Origin of the sequence: Pseudoalteromonas sp. P1-7a, assembly GCF_001401855.1 — a bacterium.
In the GTDB taxonomy this organism is placed as follows: Bacteria; Pseudomonadota; Gammaproteobacteria; order Enterobacterales; family Alteromonadaceae; genus Pseudoalteromonas.
Window position 1 is genome coordinate 71,629 of record NZ_LKDU01000012.1, and the last position, 14,965, is coordinate 86,593.

General features: G+C 41.0%; 19 protein-coding genes. 9 read left to right on the top strand and 10 right to left on the bottom strand.

What is annotated here, in order from left to right; genetic code table 11:
* Positions 1-78: 78 nt before the first annotated feature.
* Positions 79-696: a transcriptional repressor LexA gene (gene lexA / locus AN389_RS09795; RefSeq protein ID WP_004588213.1), complete on the bottom strand. Its 618-nt coding sequence runs from the start codon at positions 694-696 to the stop codon at positions 79-81.
* 177 nt (positions 697-873) lie between these two features.
* Here lexA and AN389_RS09800 point away from each other — a divergent pair, with 177 nt between their 5' ends.
* Complete coding sequence (locus AN389_RS09800; RefSeq protein WP_055015470.1) at positions 874-1,314, top strand: PaaI family thioesterase; 441 nt, start codon at positions 874-876, stop codon at positions 1,312-1,314.
* A gap of 10 nt (positions 1,315-1,324) precedes the next feature.
* Here AN389_RS09800 and AN389_RS09805 read toward each other — a convergent pair whose 3' ends face one another.
* On the bottom strand, positions 1,325-1,705 hold the full coding sequence (locus AN389_RS09805) for a hypothetical protein (RefSeq protein ID WP_055015471.1): 381 nt from the start codon (positions 1,703-1,705) through the stop codon (positions 1,325-1,327).
* Positions 1,706-1,936: 231 nt separating this feature from the next.
* Between AN389_RS09805 and AN389_RS09810 the strand changes: the two genes are divergently transcribed.
* Together AN389_RS09810 and AN389_RS09815 are read left to right on the top strand one after the other, a co-directional pair.
* Complete coding sequence (locus AN389_RS09810; protein WP_055015472.1) at positions 1,937-2,188, top strand: Rho termination factor N-terminal domain-containing protein; 252 nt, start codon at positions 1,937-1,939, stop codon at positions 2,186-2,188.
* Positions 2,189-2,331: 143 nt separating this feature from the next.
* Positions 2,332-3,048, top strand: coding sequence for a hypothetical protein (locus AN389_RS09815; RefSeq protein ID WP_055019712.1), 717 nt, complete (start codon positions 2,332-2,334; stop codon positions 3,046-3,048).
* On the opposite strand, the gene AN389_RS09820 is transcribed toward AN389_RS09815, so the two are convergent.
* Positions 3,023-3,373 (bottom strand): VOC family protein, encoded by a 351-nt coding sequence (locus tag AN389_RS09820; protein ID WP_055015474.1) that lies wholly within the window; start codon positions 3,371-3,373, stop codon positions 3,023-3,025. The genes AN389_RS09815 and AN389_RS09820 overlap by 26 nt on opposite strands.
* A gap of 126 nt (positions 3,374-3,499) precedes the next feature.
* Here AN389_RS09820 and AN389_RS09825 point away from each other — a divergent pair, with 126 nt between their 5' ends.
* From AN389_RS09825 to AN389_RS09835, 3 genes are all read left to right on the top strand, one after another.
* Entirely contained in the window at positions 3,500-4,159 is a 660-nt protein-coding gene (locus AN389_RS09825; protein WP_055015475.1) for an endonuclease, read from the top strand.
* A gap of 110 nt (positions 4,160-4,269) precedes the next feature.
* Positions 4,270-5,889, top strand: a complete 1,620-nt coding sequence (locus tag AN389_RS09830) for a S41 family peptidase (protein ID WP_055019713.1) — start codon at positions 4,270-4,272, stop codon at positions 5,887-5,889.
* Complete coding sequence (locus tag AN389_RS09835) at positions 5,889-6,257, top strand: hypothetical protein (protein ID WP_055019714.1); 369 nt, start codon at positions 5,889-5,891, stop codon at positions 6,255-6,257. The genes AN389_RS09830 and AN389_RS09835 overlap by 1 nt, the downstream gene beginning before the upstream one ends.
* 59 nt (positions 6,258-6,316) lie before the next feature.
* On the opposite strand, the gene hmpA is transcribed toward AN389_RS09835, so the two are convergent.
* From hmpA to AN389_RS09850, 3 genes are read right to left on the bottom strand one after another with little or no spacing between them, the layout of a single operon-like run.
* Complete coding sequence (gene hmpA, locus AN389_RS09840; RefSeq protein WP_055019715.1) at positions 6,317-7,498, bottom strand: NO-inducible flavohemoprotein; 1,182 nt, start codon at positions 7,496-7,498, stop codon at positions 6,317-6,319.
* Positions 7,499-7,518: 20 nt separating this feature from the next.
* Complete coding sequence (locus AN389_RS09845) at positions 7,519-8,751, bottom strand: NnrS family protein (RefSeq protein WP_055019716.1); 1,233 nt, start codon at positions 8,749-8,751, stop codon at positions 7,519-7,521.
* Positions 8,751-9,020 (bottom strand): hypothetical protein, encoded by a 270-nt coding sequence (locus AN389_RS09850; protein ID WP_055019717.1) that lies wholly within the window; start codon positions 9,018-9,020, stop codon positions 8,751-8,753. Before AN389_RS09850 ends, AN389_RS09845 begins: the two co-directional genes overlap by 1 nt.
* A 159-nt stretch (positions 9,021-9,179) precedes the next feature.
* Between AN389_RS09850 and norR the strand changes: the two genes are divergently transcribed.
* Positions 9,180-10,736, top strand: coding sequence for a nitric oxide reductase transcriptional regulator NorR (gene norR / locus AN389_RS09855; protein WP_055019718.1), 1,557 nt, complete (start codon positions 9,180-9,182; stop codon positions 10,734-10,736).
* Here the strand turns inward: norR and AN389_RS09860 are convergent.
* Complete coding sequence (locus tag AN389_RS09860; RefSeq protein ID WP_055017986.1) at positions 10,729-11,628, bottom strand: LysR family transcriptional regulator; 900 nt, start codon at positions 11,626-11,628, stop codon at positions 10,729-10,731. The genes norR and AN389_RS09860 overlap by 8 nt on opposite strands.
* Before the next feature lie 117 nt (positions 11,629-11,745).
* Here AN389_RS09860 and AN389_RS09865 point away from each other — a divergent pair, with 117 nt between their 5' ends.
* On the top strand, positions 11,746-12,312 hold the full coding sequence (locus tag AN389_RS09865; protein ID WP_055015483.1) for an NADPH-dependent FMN reductase: 567 nt from the start codon (positions 11,746-11,748) through the stop codon (positions 12,310-12,312).
* 3 nt (positions 12,313-12,315) lie between these two features.
* Here AN389_RS09865 and AN389_RS09870 read toward each other — a convergent pair whose 3' ends face one another.
* Positions 12,316-12,759, bottom strand: coding sequence for a TerB family tellurite resistance protein (locus tag AN389_RS09870; protein WP_055015484.1), 444 nt, complete (start codon positions 12,757-12,759; stop codon positions 12,316-12,318).
* A 98-nt stretch (positions 12,760-12,857) separates the two neighbouring features.
* Between AN389_RS09870 and AN389_RS09875 the strand changes: the two genes are divergently transcribed.
* A complete protein-coding gene (locus tag AN389_RS09875) occupies positions 12,858-13,220 on the top strand; it encodes a hypothetical protein (RefSeq protein ID WP_055015485.1) in 363 nt (120 codons plus the stop codon).
* Positions 13,221-13,225: 5 nt separating this feature from the next.
* Here the strand turns inward: AN389_RS09875 and AN389_RS09880 are convergent, their stop codons facing one another.
* The gene (locus AN389_RS09880; protein WP_055015486.1) at positions 13,226-13,819 is read right to left on the bottom strand and encodes a hypothetical protein; all 594 of its coding nucleotides are present in this window, start codon (positions 13,817-13,819) and stop codon (positions 13,226-13,228) included.
* Positions 13,820-13,862: 43 nt separating this feature from the next.
* Positions 13,863-14,849 carry a hypothetical protein gene (locus tag AN389_RS09885; RefSeq protein ID WP_055015487.1) on the bottom strand — a complete coding sequence of 329 codons (987 nt, stop codon included), beginning with the start codon at positions 14,847-14,849 and terminating at the stop codon, positions 13,863-13,865.
* Positions 14,850-14,965 lie beyond the last annotated feature (116 nt).

Genomic DNA, 14,965 nt, shown 5'->3' on the forward strand with positions numbered 1-14,965 from the left:
GCGGAAGGTCTTTTTTAAAACAAAAATGCACACTTAAAAGTGCGCATTTATAAAAAGTTACTTAAAAATAATTAAAGATTACATCCAGTCGGCATTTCTTATTACGCCAACAGCTAAACCTTCAATATTAAAAGATTCGTTTTCAAGGTCTACCTCTATAGGCGTAAACTCTTCGTTTTCGGCGTGTAATAATACTTTTCGGCCTGCTTTTTCGAGGCGCTTTACGGTTACGTCTTCATCTACCCGCGCAACCACAACTTGGCCATTTTCAGCTGTTTGAGTACGGTGTACAGCAAGTAAGTCGCCGTCCATAATGCCTATATCTTTCATACTCATACCGTTAACACGCAGTAAAAAGTCAGCGGCAGGTTTAAACATAAGTGGGTCTATTTTGCAGTGACTCTCAACATGTTCTTGCGCCAAAATAGGCGAACCCGCTGCAACTCGACCTATTAATGGTAGCCCTAGTTGCTCTGGCTCTTCTTCTTCAACCAATTGAATACCACGGCTTGCGCCTGGCTTCATTTTAATAACACCTTTTTTGGCAAGCGCTTTTAAGTGCTCTTCTGCGGCATTGGCACTTTTAAAACCTAGTGTTTGCGCAATTTCGGCACGTGTAGGAGGCATACCAGTGTCTTTAATAAAAACTTTTATTAGTTCGAGTATTTGAGCTTGGCGTTTAGTTAATGGTCGCATACAACTGGTTTTCCATACAGTACATTTAACTGTGAGTATATACAGTTAAATAAAAATCGCAAATTTAAATTGCGCTTTAAAATAGCTAAACACACCGCACTTGGATATATTTTAGGTAATTACAGACGTTCAGTATTTAAAATGCTATAAATTTGCTTTCAACATAAAGGAGTAATTATGAGTATTTGGCATCAACCCATCACATTAGCGCTTTGCAAACAGTTAGATGAGGGAATAAACGGCCAAGGCACGCTAATGAAAACCATGGGTATAGAAATAACCGAAATAGGCGATGATTACCTAGTAGCTACCATGCCCGCTATTCCTGAGCATCATAACCCTATTGGTATGGTACATGGTGGCGCAAATGTGGTACTTGCCGAAACCGTAGCAAGCTACGCCGCTAACTTTGTAGTGGACTTTACAAAATTTTATTGTGTTGGCCAGGAAATTAGCGCCAGCCATTTAAAGGCCTCTCGAAATGGCACTTTAACCGCTGTTACTCGTGCATTTCATATTGGTAAGCGCAGTTCTGTATGGGAAATAAAAATAACTAATAGCCGCGGCGAACTTTGCTGCGTATCAAAAATGACCGCAGCGGTTGTCGAGCGCAAATAATTAACTATGGCTACTTTTCGATAGGGTAAATTGTTATTTCCATACCCGCGCCAATTGCAGATATACGTAGCAGTGTATCTGCATGTAGAGCTTGGTTAAAACACTTAGGTGACGTGCCCGATTCAAAGCCAATATCAAAGGTTCTGCGCGAACAGCTCAACCATTGTTTGAGCGCATTACGTGAACACGACTCGATTAATTCACATAAGTGGTTAATTGCTTTGTCAGGCGTGGTTATGTCACCCGCGGCTTCAATACGCGCCAATTGACGATATTCGTCTTTGTCATAATGTAAAACCATCGCGTTTTTCTTTAAGTCTGCCACTAGGGCGCTAATATCTTGTTTAGACTCAAGCTCTAGATCTACATTTAAAAATTGAATTTCCGACATTGTCTGCTTTTTACCCTCTTATAGTTTCATCGCAAACTTTAACGCAGTTTTACTTTTATACCAAATCAACTAAGCGGTAAACATGGCTTTATTAATAGAAAAAACCTGTTTAAACGCCATTGGCACCTAATTTGCCTTATTAAACGGGTTAGGCTAGTTAAGCACAAATTTAGCGTTTATGTATGAAAGTTATACACACACTGTGTAATTAAAAGCTGTAGGAGAACAATAATGGTAGATCATGGCCCGCAAATTAAAAATGATGAACAGTACGATGCGCTTCGCGATGAAGGCATGAGCAAACAAAAAGCCGCGCGAATTGCTAATAGTAATACTCATAAAACCGCAGTTAAAGGCGGCAAAGCCTCAAAGTATGAGAAGCGCACTAAAAAACAGTTATACGATAAAGCAAAAGAGGTAGGCATTAGTGGCCGCTCAAAAATGAGCAAACAAGAGCTCATAAATGCCCTGCGTGATCATTAAACGCAGCCTCACTGATTTTTTATCGCTCCTTTTTATTATTTTTATAAAGTTAGAGTAAGCTTATGAATAACTGCGACAAAATGCCGCAGTAAAAGCATGGGCTGCTGTAATACACTAACGCTAAAAATAATAAGAAGCACAAAATGAGAAAGCAACTATTTAAGCGCGCACGAAAACTACATAAGTGGCTAGGCTATTTACTTGCCTTACAAATTTTAGCTTGGCTTTTAGGTGGCTTAGTAATGAGCGCAATACCACTTGAATACGTACATGGTAAGCACCTTGCAAAACGCACACTTACAAACCCATTTACACAAGCAGACTACCCCACATCACTCGATAATATTACGTCACAAGTGGCTAACCCCACTCAAATAATATTTGAGCACTTTTTAACTACCCCGCTTATTACTGTTATTAACAGCACCGAGCAGCAAAGCTTTAATGGCTTAACGGGCCGCCCTTTTAAGCCACCCACTAAAATACAAATCACCGCTAATGCGCAGGCTCATTTGCTCATTGACGCTAAGCCAATTAGCACCACACTTTTAAAACAAGGTACACGAGAGGTCGGATATAAAACAAATGTGTGGCAAGTACAATTTAACGACACCTTTAATACTACGCTGTATTTAAATGCAGTTAACGGCAAAGTTATTACCATTCGCAGCACGCTATGGCGCATCTTCGACTTTTTTTGGATGCTGCATATAATGGATTACGGCGAGCGAGAAGATTTTAACAACCCGTTACTTATCAGCTTTGCAGCCACCAGCGTGCTATTTTGTTTGTGCGGTATCATTTTATTAATGCAGAACGTTAGGCTAAAAAAACTTACACGTGTTGGTCAATCAAAATAGGGTTTCCGTCTGGGTCGGTAATAATAAAACTTTTATCACCCACAGACTCAACGCTTATATTAGCGCTTTGAAAATACTCACTAAGCGCATCAACATCTTTAAAGTTTGTAACGGTTTGTGCATGCTGATCCCAACCTGGGTTGAAGGTCAGCATGTTTTTATCAAACATACCCGAGAACAAGCCAATTAAATGCTCACCATTTTTCATCACTAGCCAATTTTGTTCTATCTCACCTGCAAACTCACTAAAACCCAGTTTTTCGTAAAACGCTTTAGAGGCTCCAATATCTTTAACCGTTAAGCTTATTGAAAAAGCACCTAGCATGGTCATCTCCTCGCTATTTTTTATATCAGTATAGAGTGAACTAAACATTGCAGATTAAAATTTGTTCACGCTTTATCTTATAGCAGCAAAACTTTAAACTAGCGCCTCCTGTAGTTCACGTATGTGATGGATATGCTTAAATTTATTTTAGCCTTTGTGGCTTGTTGTATTTGTTTTTCGGCATCGAGTGAAGAATTTACCCGTTTTTCAACGGCTAAAAGGCACTTAATTAAAACCCTACCTAATAACGCCAAAAGCCTCTACTGCGGCTGCGACATCAAAAAACAAGGTAAAAAACTAGTGCCAGATCCAACGGGTTGTGGTTATGTGCCTCGTAATACATTTACCCGCTCAGGCAAAGTAAACCAGCGCGCTTTACGTATTGAATGGGAGCACATAGTGCCCGCATGGGAATTTGGCCACCAGCTACAATGCTGGCAAAACGGCGGACGTAAAAACTGTCGAAAAGTCAGTGCCAAATTTAGAAAAATGGAAGCCGACATAAACAATTTAGCCCCCGCAATTGGCGAAATTAACGCCGATCGCTCTAACTATCGCTTTGGAATGCTGAGCGAAAGCGCCACTCAATATGGCCGCTGCCAGGTAAAGGTTAACTTTAAACAACGCGTAGTAGAGCCGCCATTTTATGCCCGCAAACGCATTGCCGACACCTACGCTTATATGCAAAAAACATATGGCTTAAAAATATCAGCCAAACAACAAAAGCTATTTGATGCATGGAAAAAACAAGCATTTGCAGATAAAAGCAGCGCAAGCAAGCTTTAACACAAGCGAAATGTTATACACTCATTTACATAATTTAGGGTCTAATACGTTGAATAAATGAGCGGTTGTTGTAGTATTTTAAACAACTTATTTACAAAAAGTAGTTCTGTATGTTTAAAAATAACAAAGCATCACTCGCTATTATTGCTGCACTCTCAAGCCTAACACTTGCTGGCTGTGGCGGTGGTAGCAGCATGAATGAAACGCCCGCTCCAATCATCACACCTCCTGCAAGCACAGCCCCCACATGGACGGCAGGTGTATTTGAGCCATCGGATGAGTTAAAAAACTTTTGCGAAAACCCACGCACAGGTAACGATCCGTTTAATAATAATGAGCCTTACCCAGACCAAGCTGGTTCAGCACTTTACGAAAAGCTTTGGCTTCGCTCGTGGAGCAATGAAACCTACCTTTGGTATGATGAAATAGCCGATAACGACCCTGAAAACTTTGCTACAGTGGCCAGTTATTTTGCCCAACTAAAAACCGAAGAACTAACCGACTCAGGTGATAAAAAAGATAACTTTCATTTTTCAGAACCCTCCGAGGACTACTTTCAAGAAGCACAATCAGGTGTAACCTCAGGCTATGGCATAAACTGGGCATTTATAGGCGACCCAGCTGATAGAATTTTGCGTGTTGCCTACCTAGAAGATGACTCACCAGCAAGCCAAATTGGTTTTCAACGTGGCGATACGGTGCTCGAAGTTGATGGCGTAAGCATTAATACTAGCACACAAGCAGGCGTAGATACCCTAAACGAAGGCTTATTTAGCCCCACTAATGGCGACTCGCACACCATCGTTGTGCGCAGTAACGATGGCGCTGAAAAAACCTTTAACGTAACGGCTGGCAACATAGAACAAACGCCTGTACAAAACGTAAAAACCATTACCACCGAAAATGGCACTAGCGTAGGATACATGCAGTTTAATAGTCATATAAGTATTGCTCAAGAAGGCTTAATTGCGGCGGTTAATAAATTTAAAACCGATAACGTAGAAGAACTTGTTATTGATTTTAGATACAACGGGGGCGGTTTATTAGCGCTTTCTTCGCAGCTTGCCTACATGGTAGCCGGCAGTGCTAATATCCAAAACCGTATTTATTACCAAACTCAGCGAAACGACAAGCAACCTGTAGAGTCGCCTTTTCCGTTTATAGATGAAGAAATTGATTACTCAACCTTTTTTAGCACCGGTGATAACCTACCCGACTTAAACTTATCTAAAGTGTATGTGCTTAGCACATCAGGCACCTGTTCAGCATCAGAAGCCTTTATTAATGGTCTAAAAGGCATTGACGCCGAGGTAATACTCATTGGCGACACGACCTGCGGTAAACCATATGGTTTTACTCCAACACATAACTGTGGCACCACGTATTACACCATTCAATTTAGCGGTATCAACAGTAAAGGGTTTGGTGAATATGCAGCAGGGTTTACGCCTACGCCAACACCGCAGTTTGATGCGGATGTGAAAGGTTGTGTAGTGAGTGATGACTTCGACAATCAATTAGGCGATCCAAACGAAGGGATACTCTCTACTGCGCTTTACCATATAGATAATAACGGGACGTGCCCTGTTAGCACCGCCTCTGCGAGTATCAAAACGCAAATTCAAAGCGCGGCTGGCGATAGCAAGCAACTATTACCTCTAAACGCACCTAACGACTTTAACCGTGGCAATATGGATTTCACATGGCCTACGTTAAATAAGGATAAGTAATGGCTAAACTACTGGCAATATTAACCTTATTATTTATTGGAGGCTGTAACAGTATGAATACTGCCACTGCCAAGCCTGCACTACTTACCGAGGTAAACCCAGGCGTTATAGCCACGCTACAGCAAGCGATTATAAAAGCGAAAGGTGGCACACTAGTTACACTTGCCGACACCGTTTTTACTAAACGCAGCGAGCTGTTACTAAGCCATGGAAATAGTAAAGACTCAAATGGTATGCCCATAATGGGCGCGCATAATATCAAGTCAGAAAAGTTAGTTTTACAAATAATTGCCGAGCAGTGCGTGCTTTATTACCCTAAAAAAGATATGGCTATTGAGCTTAAAAACGTAAGTTGTAAAGCACAATAAAATACTATTAAAAAGGCACACAACATTAATCTGTGTGCCTTTGTCATTTTTCCCTTGGTTTATAAGTCTTGATGCGGGCCAAAAACTTCGTAATGAATATGCTCGTTTTTAACACCTAGCGCCAGTAACTGGCTTTTCACAAACGCCATAAACCCAGCGGGGCCACATAAGTAAAAATCACCATTTGTAAGGGGTAGCTGTGTTTGTATGTCCGTTAAGTCCATCAACCCTGTAAAATCAGCCCCATCACTGCCTTGATTAAGCCATGTCACAGCTTGTAAACAGTTATAAACCGTACTTAATTCATTTAAATAGTGTGCAAACGCGTGCTGCTGGGTATTTTCGCATGCATGTAAATACATAATATTTTGCTTAGGGTTATCGCTTAATAACGTTTCGAGCATCGCAAGCATTGGCGTTTGCCCAACACCTGCTGAAATAAGTACCGCTGGGTTTTTACTATTTCGTAAAAAGAAGTCTCCTGCTGGCGGGTATAATTCAACTATGTCACCTTGTGATAGTGAGTGTAAATAATTAGACACCACACCAGGCTTTGGCTGTAGCTCTTTTTTAACACTAATACGGTAGTTTTTACCGTTACTTTTTTGCGAAATAGAATACTGGCGAATTTCTGCATATTCAGCGCCCTCTGGCTTAACTTTAATCCCTAAATATTGGCCAGGTTTATGGGCAATAACCGCTTTGCCATCTACAGGTGTGAGTGTAAAACTTGTTACTAGCTCAGATTCAATCTGCTTATTGGTTATTTCAAATTGGCGAGTACCCGCCCAGCCACCGAGTGTGTTTTTACTATGTTCATACAAAGCCGCTTCTTCGGTAATACAAATATCAGCAAGCAGTGCGTAAGCTTCACGCCATGCGTATTCTACATCTGGCGTAAACTGCTCTGGTATTAGCTCTTTTAAGGTGCCAATTAAATGAGCACCAACAATGGGATAGTGCTCTGGTAAAATATTTAAACTGGTGTGTTTATGGTTAATGCGCGCTAATGCCTCTTTTAACACCGCTAAATTATCAATATTTTGGGCGTATGCCGCTAAGGCGTTAAACAAAGCAAATTGCTGGCGGCCGGTGTCTTGATTCACCATATTAAAAATATTTTTAAGCTCTGGGTTATGGCTAAATAGTCGCTTATAAAAATGATCGGTCACAACGGTACCAGCCTGTGCTAACAGCGGAACAGTGCTTTTAACAATTTCAATGGTTTTATCAGATAACATAAAATAGTCCTATAGGTAAGCTAACCACGACGCCCATCAACACGACGCCGCGTTAATATAGGTGTGCAGTAAATTAAAAATAATAAAAAAGCCACTAACCACAACAAGGCACTTATTTGCCAAGCAAAGTGTGGCCCAATAATTAAGGGGAGTATTGAGCGCGTAATCGCTGCTACCAGCACTAGCAAAAAAGCAACAGATATATATTTAGGAGTATTAAGCGTCCGCCCTGTATGACCAAGCGATACACGGGTCATCATGGCTAAAATCATCATCCCTATTGTGCCAATAGTGATAAAGTGGAGCGCATCTTTGAAGGGTATTACGTTTGTGTAAAAGCTAAATGCAATCATCATTAAGCCAACACCTAACGCAAAATAAGAAAAATGCAAAGACCATAATAAAGGGACTTTTAGCACTTTTGCATTCCACCAAAGCTTTGCTCGAATTAAGTGAAGCGCAGCAACTATTGCAACAATTAATGCAGGACTAATTGAGCTTAAAAATAACTTGCTGATAAAAAACAAAGTAATTGCCAGTATTGATAAATACAGCAGTGCTTTATCAATTTTAGGAGTGCGTGTTTGCTCGCTAAGCAATAAACCTTTAGCAGTAAAAAAGGGAAGCACCCTTCCTGCAACAATGCCGACCAATAAGCTAATAACGAGTACAGCGGTGTCAACCACAGCCAATGCAAGCTGCATGTTGTTATTTAAAACAAGGAGTAAATAAAGTGTATTGAGGACGCACAACACGCTTAAAATAGCTAAAAACTGATAGTTATTTTTACTGCGTGCTGTAAATAGCATATTAGCCAGTGCCGTAATTGCACCTACCCACCATGCTAGCTGTAGCAAAATGACAAGCCATAAATTAGCGTTAGCAAAATTTGGCATCTCTATAAAAAACGCTAAACGCGCACTTACCCATATTAAAGTAAGTAGCATAAGTGCTTTACCACTTATGCTTTCAACGCCCGTCCACGTTTGTGCCGCCGTAAGTAAAAAGCCTACAGCTACTACGCCAGCAAAGCCAAATAGCATTTCGTGCGCGTGCCAAAGTGTGGCTGGTATTGTTAAATGCCAATTAGCATGGCCTGTTAAAATAAGTAACCAATAACCTATTGATAAAAATGCCAGCAAACCGCCTGCTAAAAAGTAAGGTCTAAATGCAAGCATCCATAACGGCCATTTAGTAACTTGATAAATAGCTATGCGCGCCGGCACTGGCTCTGTTAAGTTTAGTGGGCGCATTAGCGTACTTCCTGCCCTAAACCATGCTGGGCAACACAACGCAGTACATAACTAACTTTTAAAATAGCTGCCACTACAATAGTGCCAACATGCGCTGATATTTGTACCTGCATCGAAAAGTACTCTGCATATGGGTAGCTAATTAAAATGCTCACAACCATACAAACAGCGCTAAGCCCTAATACGGCATTAGCAGTAAATAAAAGCGATTCAAAAAATGAGCCTAACTCAATATTGTTGCTTACATTATTTATTGGAAGTGTGTTCATAACGACCCCGTAACTATTAACGTTACTTAGCTATTACACATACTGTGCCAACAAAATAAAGCCATACTATTCAGTACTTTAAATAAAAACACTTTACAATTTGAGTCTTTATGACACACTCCAATTTAATTCATAAAAACACAAATAGGTCATTTTGACATGAACCAACAGTTCAACCTTACCCAAGTAGCTTTAGAGCTTGCCCAAAGCACTCTGCACGAGCACAGCTTTAATCAATTATTGGCAACGGTTGAGCGTGTAATACCTAGCGATGCCAGTGCATTACTTGTCATGCAGGGCGAGCAACTTAAGCCCTTAGCTATTAAAGGTCTGATGCCCGACAGCCTTGGCAGACGCTTTAAAATAGCAGAGCACCCTCGCCTTAAGGCTATTTGCAGTGCAAGCCACGCATTACAGTTTGCACACGACTGCCCACTGCCCGACCCATACGACGGCTTACTGCTGGCTAAAACGGGCGATGTACCTGTGCATGCCTGTTTAGGCTTACCCCTTTATGATAAAAATACTCTACTTGGCGTACTCACGTTTGATAGCCTTAACGCAAATGCCTTTAGCAGTATCAGCACAGATACGCTAAGCACCTTACAAACGCTGTGTAGTGCACATTTTAAAACGGCTCTAGAGCTTGCCCATTACAAACACCATGCGCAGCATTCAAGTGCACTTGTGCAAGAGTTAACGCGTGATGCGCTTACTCGCGATGGCGGTGAAATAATTGGCCAAAGCCCAGTAATGCAAACGCTTAAAAACGAAATAAAACTGGTTGCGGCCTCTAACTTTAGTGTGCTGGTGTTAGGAGAAACGGGCGTAGGAAAAGAGCTAGTAGCGCGTAATATTCACTTAAATTCTGCCCGTAAAAATCAGCCACTCATTCATTTAAATTGTGCATCACTTCCCGAAAATCTTGCAGAGAGTGAGTTTTTTGGCCACGCCAAAGGCTCATTTACTGGCGCACAAAATGCCCGCCAAGGTAAGTTTCAGCTAGCTGATGGCGGCACATTATTTTTAGACGAAATTGGCGAGCTGCCATTGGCTATGCAAAGTAAATTACTACGCGTACTGCAAAGTGGTGAAATTCAAACCGTTGGTGAAGACACACCAAAATACGTAGATGTTCGTGTGGTGGCTGCCACTAATCGTGATTTAAAGCATGAGGTAGCACAAGGCCGCTTTAGAGCCGACTTATATCACCGGCTAAGCGTTTATCCTATTACCGTACCACCACTTAATAAACGTGAGCACGACATAACCCTACTCGCGGGTTATTTTATTGAGCAAACAGCCCGTAAATTAGGTATTAAACAATTAAAGCTAAGCACTGAAGCGCAAGCATTGCTCCACCAATACAGTTGGCCTGGTAATGTACGCGAGCTTGAACATGTTATTAGCCGCAGTGCATTAAAAGCTAAGCAAAGCCAATGGCAAAACCCTATAGTTACAATTACCAGCAAGCACTGCGATTTAACCCCACAGTTAAGTCATACAGAGCAAGTTAGCACGCAAAGCACCGTTAACTCTGCCTTCAATCAGCCATTAAAGCAGGCCGTTGAATCTTTACAGTTTAAAGTTATAACCGAACAACTAAAGCTGCATAATTATAACTGGGCAGCCACTGCACGCATGCTTGAGCTCGACAGAGCTAACCTAGTACGCCTTGCTAAACGTTTAGGTATTAAGGTTAAAAAAACTATTTAAGGGTTTGAGGCTTATTAAAGTGCGCTTTTAATAAGCTTGCAAATGCTTGTACTTTTGCAGTGCGATGCACTAAATGATGTGTTACAAGCCATACATCAGTTTGCCAACTCAGTTCACTATGTAAAATAGGTACTAAATCAGTATATTGGGCTGCTACCCCATGCTGTAAACCGCCTATACCTAAGCCTTTAATTATAGCCCGTGTTGCTTCGGAGGTTTCTGAAACCCGTAGCTTTATTTGCTGCGCCGGAATGTGCTTATCAGCCCACTCAAAATAAGGAACACGTGCATTAAAACCCGCCACACCCGATACAAAGTTATGATGCTGTAAGTCATTTAATGTTTTAGGCATACCATACTTGTTTATATAGCGTTTGTTGGCGTAAAGGCTCGATGTAAGCTTAGTTAAATGCTGAGCGATATAATCCCCCTCATCTGGCCTTGGCCCTGCGCGCACTGCAATATGTGCTTGGCCATGATCTAGCCTTAACCGCTTTTGTTCTAAAATAACTTCAAGCTGCACCTGAGGGTGTAAAGCCTGAAACTTTTCGCACACATCGCCCAGCACATCCATAAACCCACTTACCGTAGTAAGTAATAAACCTCCGCGTAACGTACTGTCGGCAGCGGCAATATCGTTATGTAATTGCTCAAGTGACGAATCTATAGTTTGCGCTGTAGTAAATAATTTAGCGCCAATTTCAGTTACCTTATAACCCCGAGCATGGCGATGAAATAAACGCGTATCTAAGTTTTTTTCAAGGCTATTAATACGCCTAAGTACTGTACTGTGGTGCACATTTAATGCCTCTGCAGCAGCTGTAAGCGTACCAAGCTTTGCTACCTCAAAGGCAACTTTTATGTCTTGCCAATCATCAAATTTAATTGCCATGCTACCCGCCTTCTACTTATGTGCATATACGCACACAAGTGTTGCGTTTATTCGGGTTTTCTACAAGTGAAAGTTTGCTACATTAGAGTCACTTCCAGCAAATAAAAGGTCTCAATTATGTCAGCACCAAAAATTATCGCGCTCGCGGGTAGTCTGCGCAAAGATAGCTTTAACCAAAAACTCATTAACGAAGCAGCACGTTTTGCTCTGCAAACAGGTGCTGAAGTAGAAGTAATTAAACTCGCCGATTTAAATTTGCCGTTATTTAGCGAAGACATTGAAGGGCAAGGCACCCCAGCCGATGCACAACATTTAAAAGACAAGTTACGCGCTGCTGATGGTATTTTACTGGCAAGCCCAGAGTATAACGGCTCCATTACTGCTGCACTTAAAAATGCAATTGATTGGGCGTCACGTACTGAGCAAGGCGCTCTGCCTGCATTTCGCAACAAAGTAGTGGCATTATTTGCTACATCACCTGGTGGGCTTGGTGGCTTGCGCGGCCTAAACCATGTACGCGATATTTTAAGTGGTATTGGCTCATTAGTACTTGCCGATCAGCTTGCTGTGCCTTCGGCATTTACTGTATTTGGCGAAGATGGAAAAATCACTGATCCAGCCACTGCTGAAAAAGTTAGCGTATTAACGCAGCAGCTCGTTTCTGTTGCTAGTAAATTAAGTTAATTTTTACGATTGTGTCGCTGCTAATTTAGCAGCGATAAAATCAGTGTGCGCTACATATAAAAGCCCAGCCACTTTGCGTATAACATACTCTTCTTGGGGATCTATCTCCCCATCGGCATACGCCAATCGCCATAATAGTTCAATAATTTCAATGCGCTGCGCCGCACTGCAGTGATCGTTAATCTGCTTAGAAAATTGAAAGTAATCAATTGCCCCATCTAAGCTGCCTGCGGCATTGGTCGTGAGCTCTTCAACTTCTGAATCTGTTAAATTAAAGTATTTTTTTAAGGTTACAGTCAGGGTGTGTTGTTCATTATGGTCAAGCTTAGAATCAGCACGCATTACTTCAATAAGCAGCGCAGCAACCGCTGTTTTTAGATCATGCTGCTCTATGCTTGGCTGTTGCTCGTCAAAAGCGGCAAACAGTTGTTTTATTTGTTTGAACATCACATATTCTCTTTTTGGGTGTTAGACTTAACTTAAATACATCGTGCTTAATGTTTTATTAATGGGTATTAAGTTCGCAAATTAAAGGATACATTTTTATGAAAGGCTTATACACACCGCATTTAATTGCTGGCGCTGCATTGCTAGCCTTTTCTGGTATAGGGAGCGCCTTTGCAGAAGTGGGCGAAAAAGAAAAGTCATACGACTTTGATAACAAAGTGCATTACTACCAAACCAAAATTGACAACAGCAATTATAAAATAGAAATACAATCAGACGATTACAAACACTTTGCTAATCAAAGTATGTTTTTACTGCGCCATGCAGACAGGTTATGCCGTGGTAACACTTTTATGTTAAAAGTGCTTGAAGGCGTGCAAGAGTACGAACGTTTTCCTACTAAACCACGCGCTTATCAACCACCTTTAACGGTTTTATTGCAATGCGAGGAGCCTGAATAATACGCTTACTCTTCGTATCCCCATGGTGCAGCGGGTGGCGTAATAGGTTTAGTTAAATCAAAGTCCACCTTAAACTCGCGCCCTTGGCGAATTAGCCTATAAGTAAACACCTCAGGATAAATATACATTTGCCATGTATTACCTGCCGACTGTGCAATACCTTGTGCTACAAATAATTCTTTAGAGTATTGATCGGCCGGGAAAGACTGCATTTGTGCAAAACCGGCATCAAGTGTATGACCGCCATACATAGTTGAAGCATCGTCGCTGCCATCTTTATGACGATGATCATGCTTTAAGCTCAAACCACTGCCCGTTTTAGTAATGATCCACGTACGCGATGCATCATCTCCCACATGAAATGGCACTTGCAGCTCGCTATCTGTACATTTACGTACATGCATAACTAGTTTTTTATTTTCAAATGAGCTCGGGCCTTTTGCGTTATCTACGCTTACTTTGCCCTCAAACGCTTTACCACAATGCGCTGCAATATTATTAAAAAACGCATCATGTGTGGGTATAGACACCAAAGGCGCTGGGCGCGCAAAAGCTGCTGATGAGGCAAGTAATAAGGTTGCTGCCGTTAATAATTTCATAAAGTACTCTTATAATAGTTTTTTAATACCATAGCGGTTTAAGCTAATAATGGGAAATAGCTGCGGTGAGTGGCTTTTCTGCTCTGTTTTTCATTAATGTTAAAAGTGAATGATGGAAGTCTTGAAAAATTACCTCACCCCATATTCGCGAATAAACACCAAAATTTGTATTATCTTGCACGGTTGTTTTTAAAGTTAAAATGGTATGGCCGCTTTTATCTTCACTTAACGCATACCCACCGTAAAGAGGTGAAAAGTATTCGCCGCCTAGCTTTACGTGTTTATCGAGTGCGTCATCGGGAATGGCATCAGGGTCTATCTCAAATCTATAAAGCATCTGTTTATTTGGCTGCCAATCCGTAATCACTTCCTTAAATATAACCCCTTTTTGCCATTTACTGATTCTAACAGCCCCAACACCCGTTGCATTCATATTTGCCTCTAAAGGTTTAGGTACACCTATTAATTGAGTGAGTGAAAATGGTAATTCTTGTGGCTCTATCTTGCTTACATTTGCAAGCTGCTGCCATACACGATTTATAGGCGCTTCAATAACTATAGCGTTGGTGACTTCATATGTTTTTGATAAGTGTAAATAATTCACCTCAATAGGTGAGAGCAATACAGGAAGCAAAGCAATTGAAAGTAAAGAGCGGTTAGCATTTTTTGTTTTACGGTGTTTAATAAAGCCTGCCAGTAAACCGCCCATACTTGCAAAGAGCATAAAGGCAGGTAATGCCATTGCCACGCAAATGCTACCTTCAAGTAACGTAATAACACTTACAAGTAAAAAAACAAAAATTGGTTGCCAAGCAATTGTCACCATTTGCCTTTTAGTTAATGTTTTTGAGCTTTTAAATTCAAAATGAATACGAATATAGCCAATTGCAACGGGCACTAAAAACATAAAGGAAATAGACACAAGGCTGCTTAAATTGTATGTATCAAGTAGATCTACAAACAGCCGCATAAATATGCCGTAAAGCGTACCGAGTAAAATACCAATTGATTTAGGGGATTGAATTTGCATTATATTTCTTATTATTTGAGTAACCATTGAACGTAGCAGATGCGCTATATCAGTTCAATTAAAATACACAGACCACTACTTAGACTAAAGGATAACAGCCCTACTTTTATAATGCT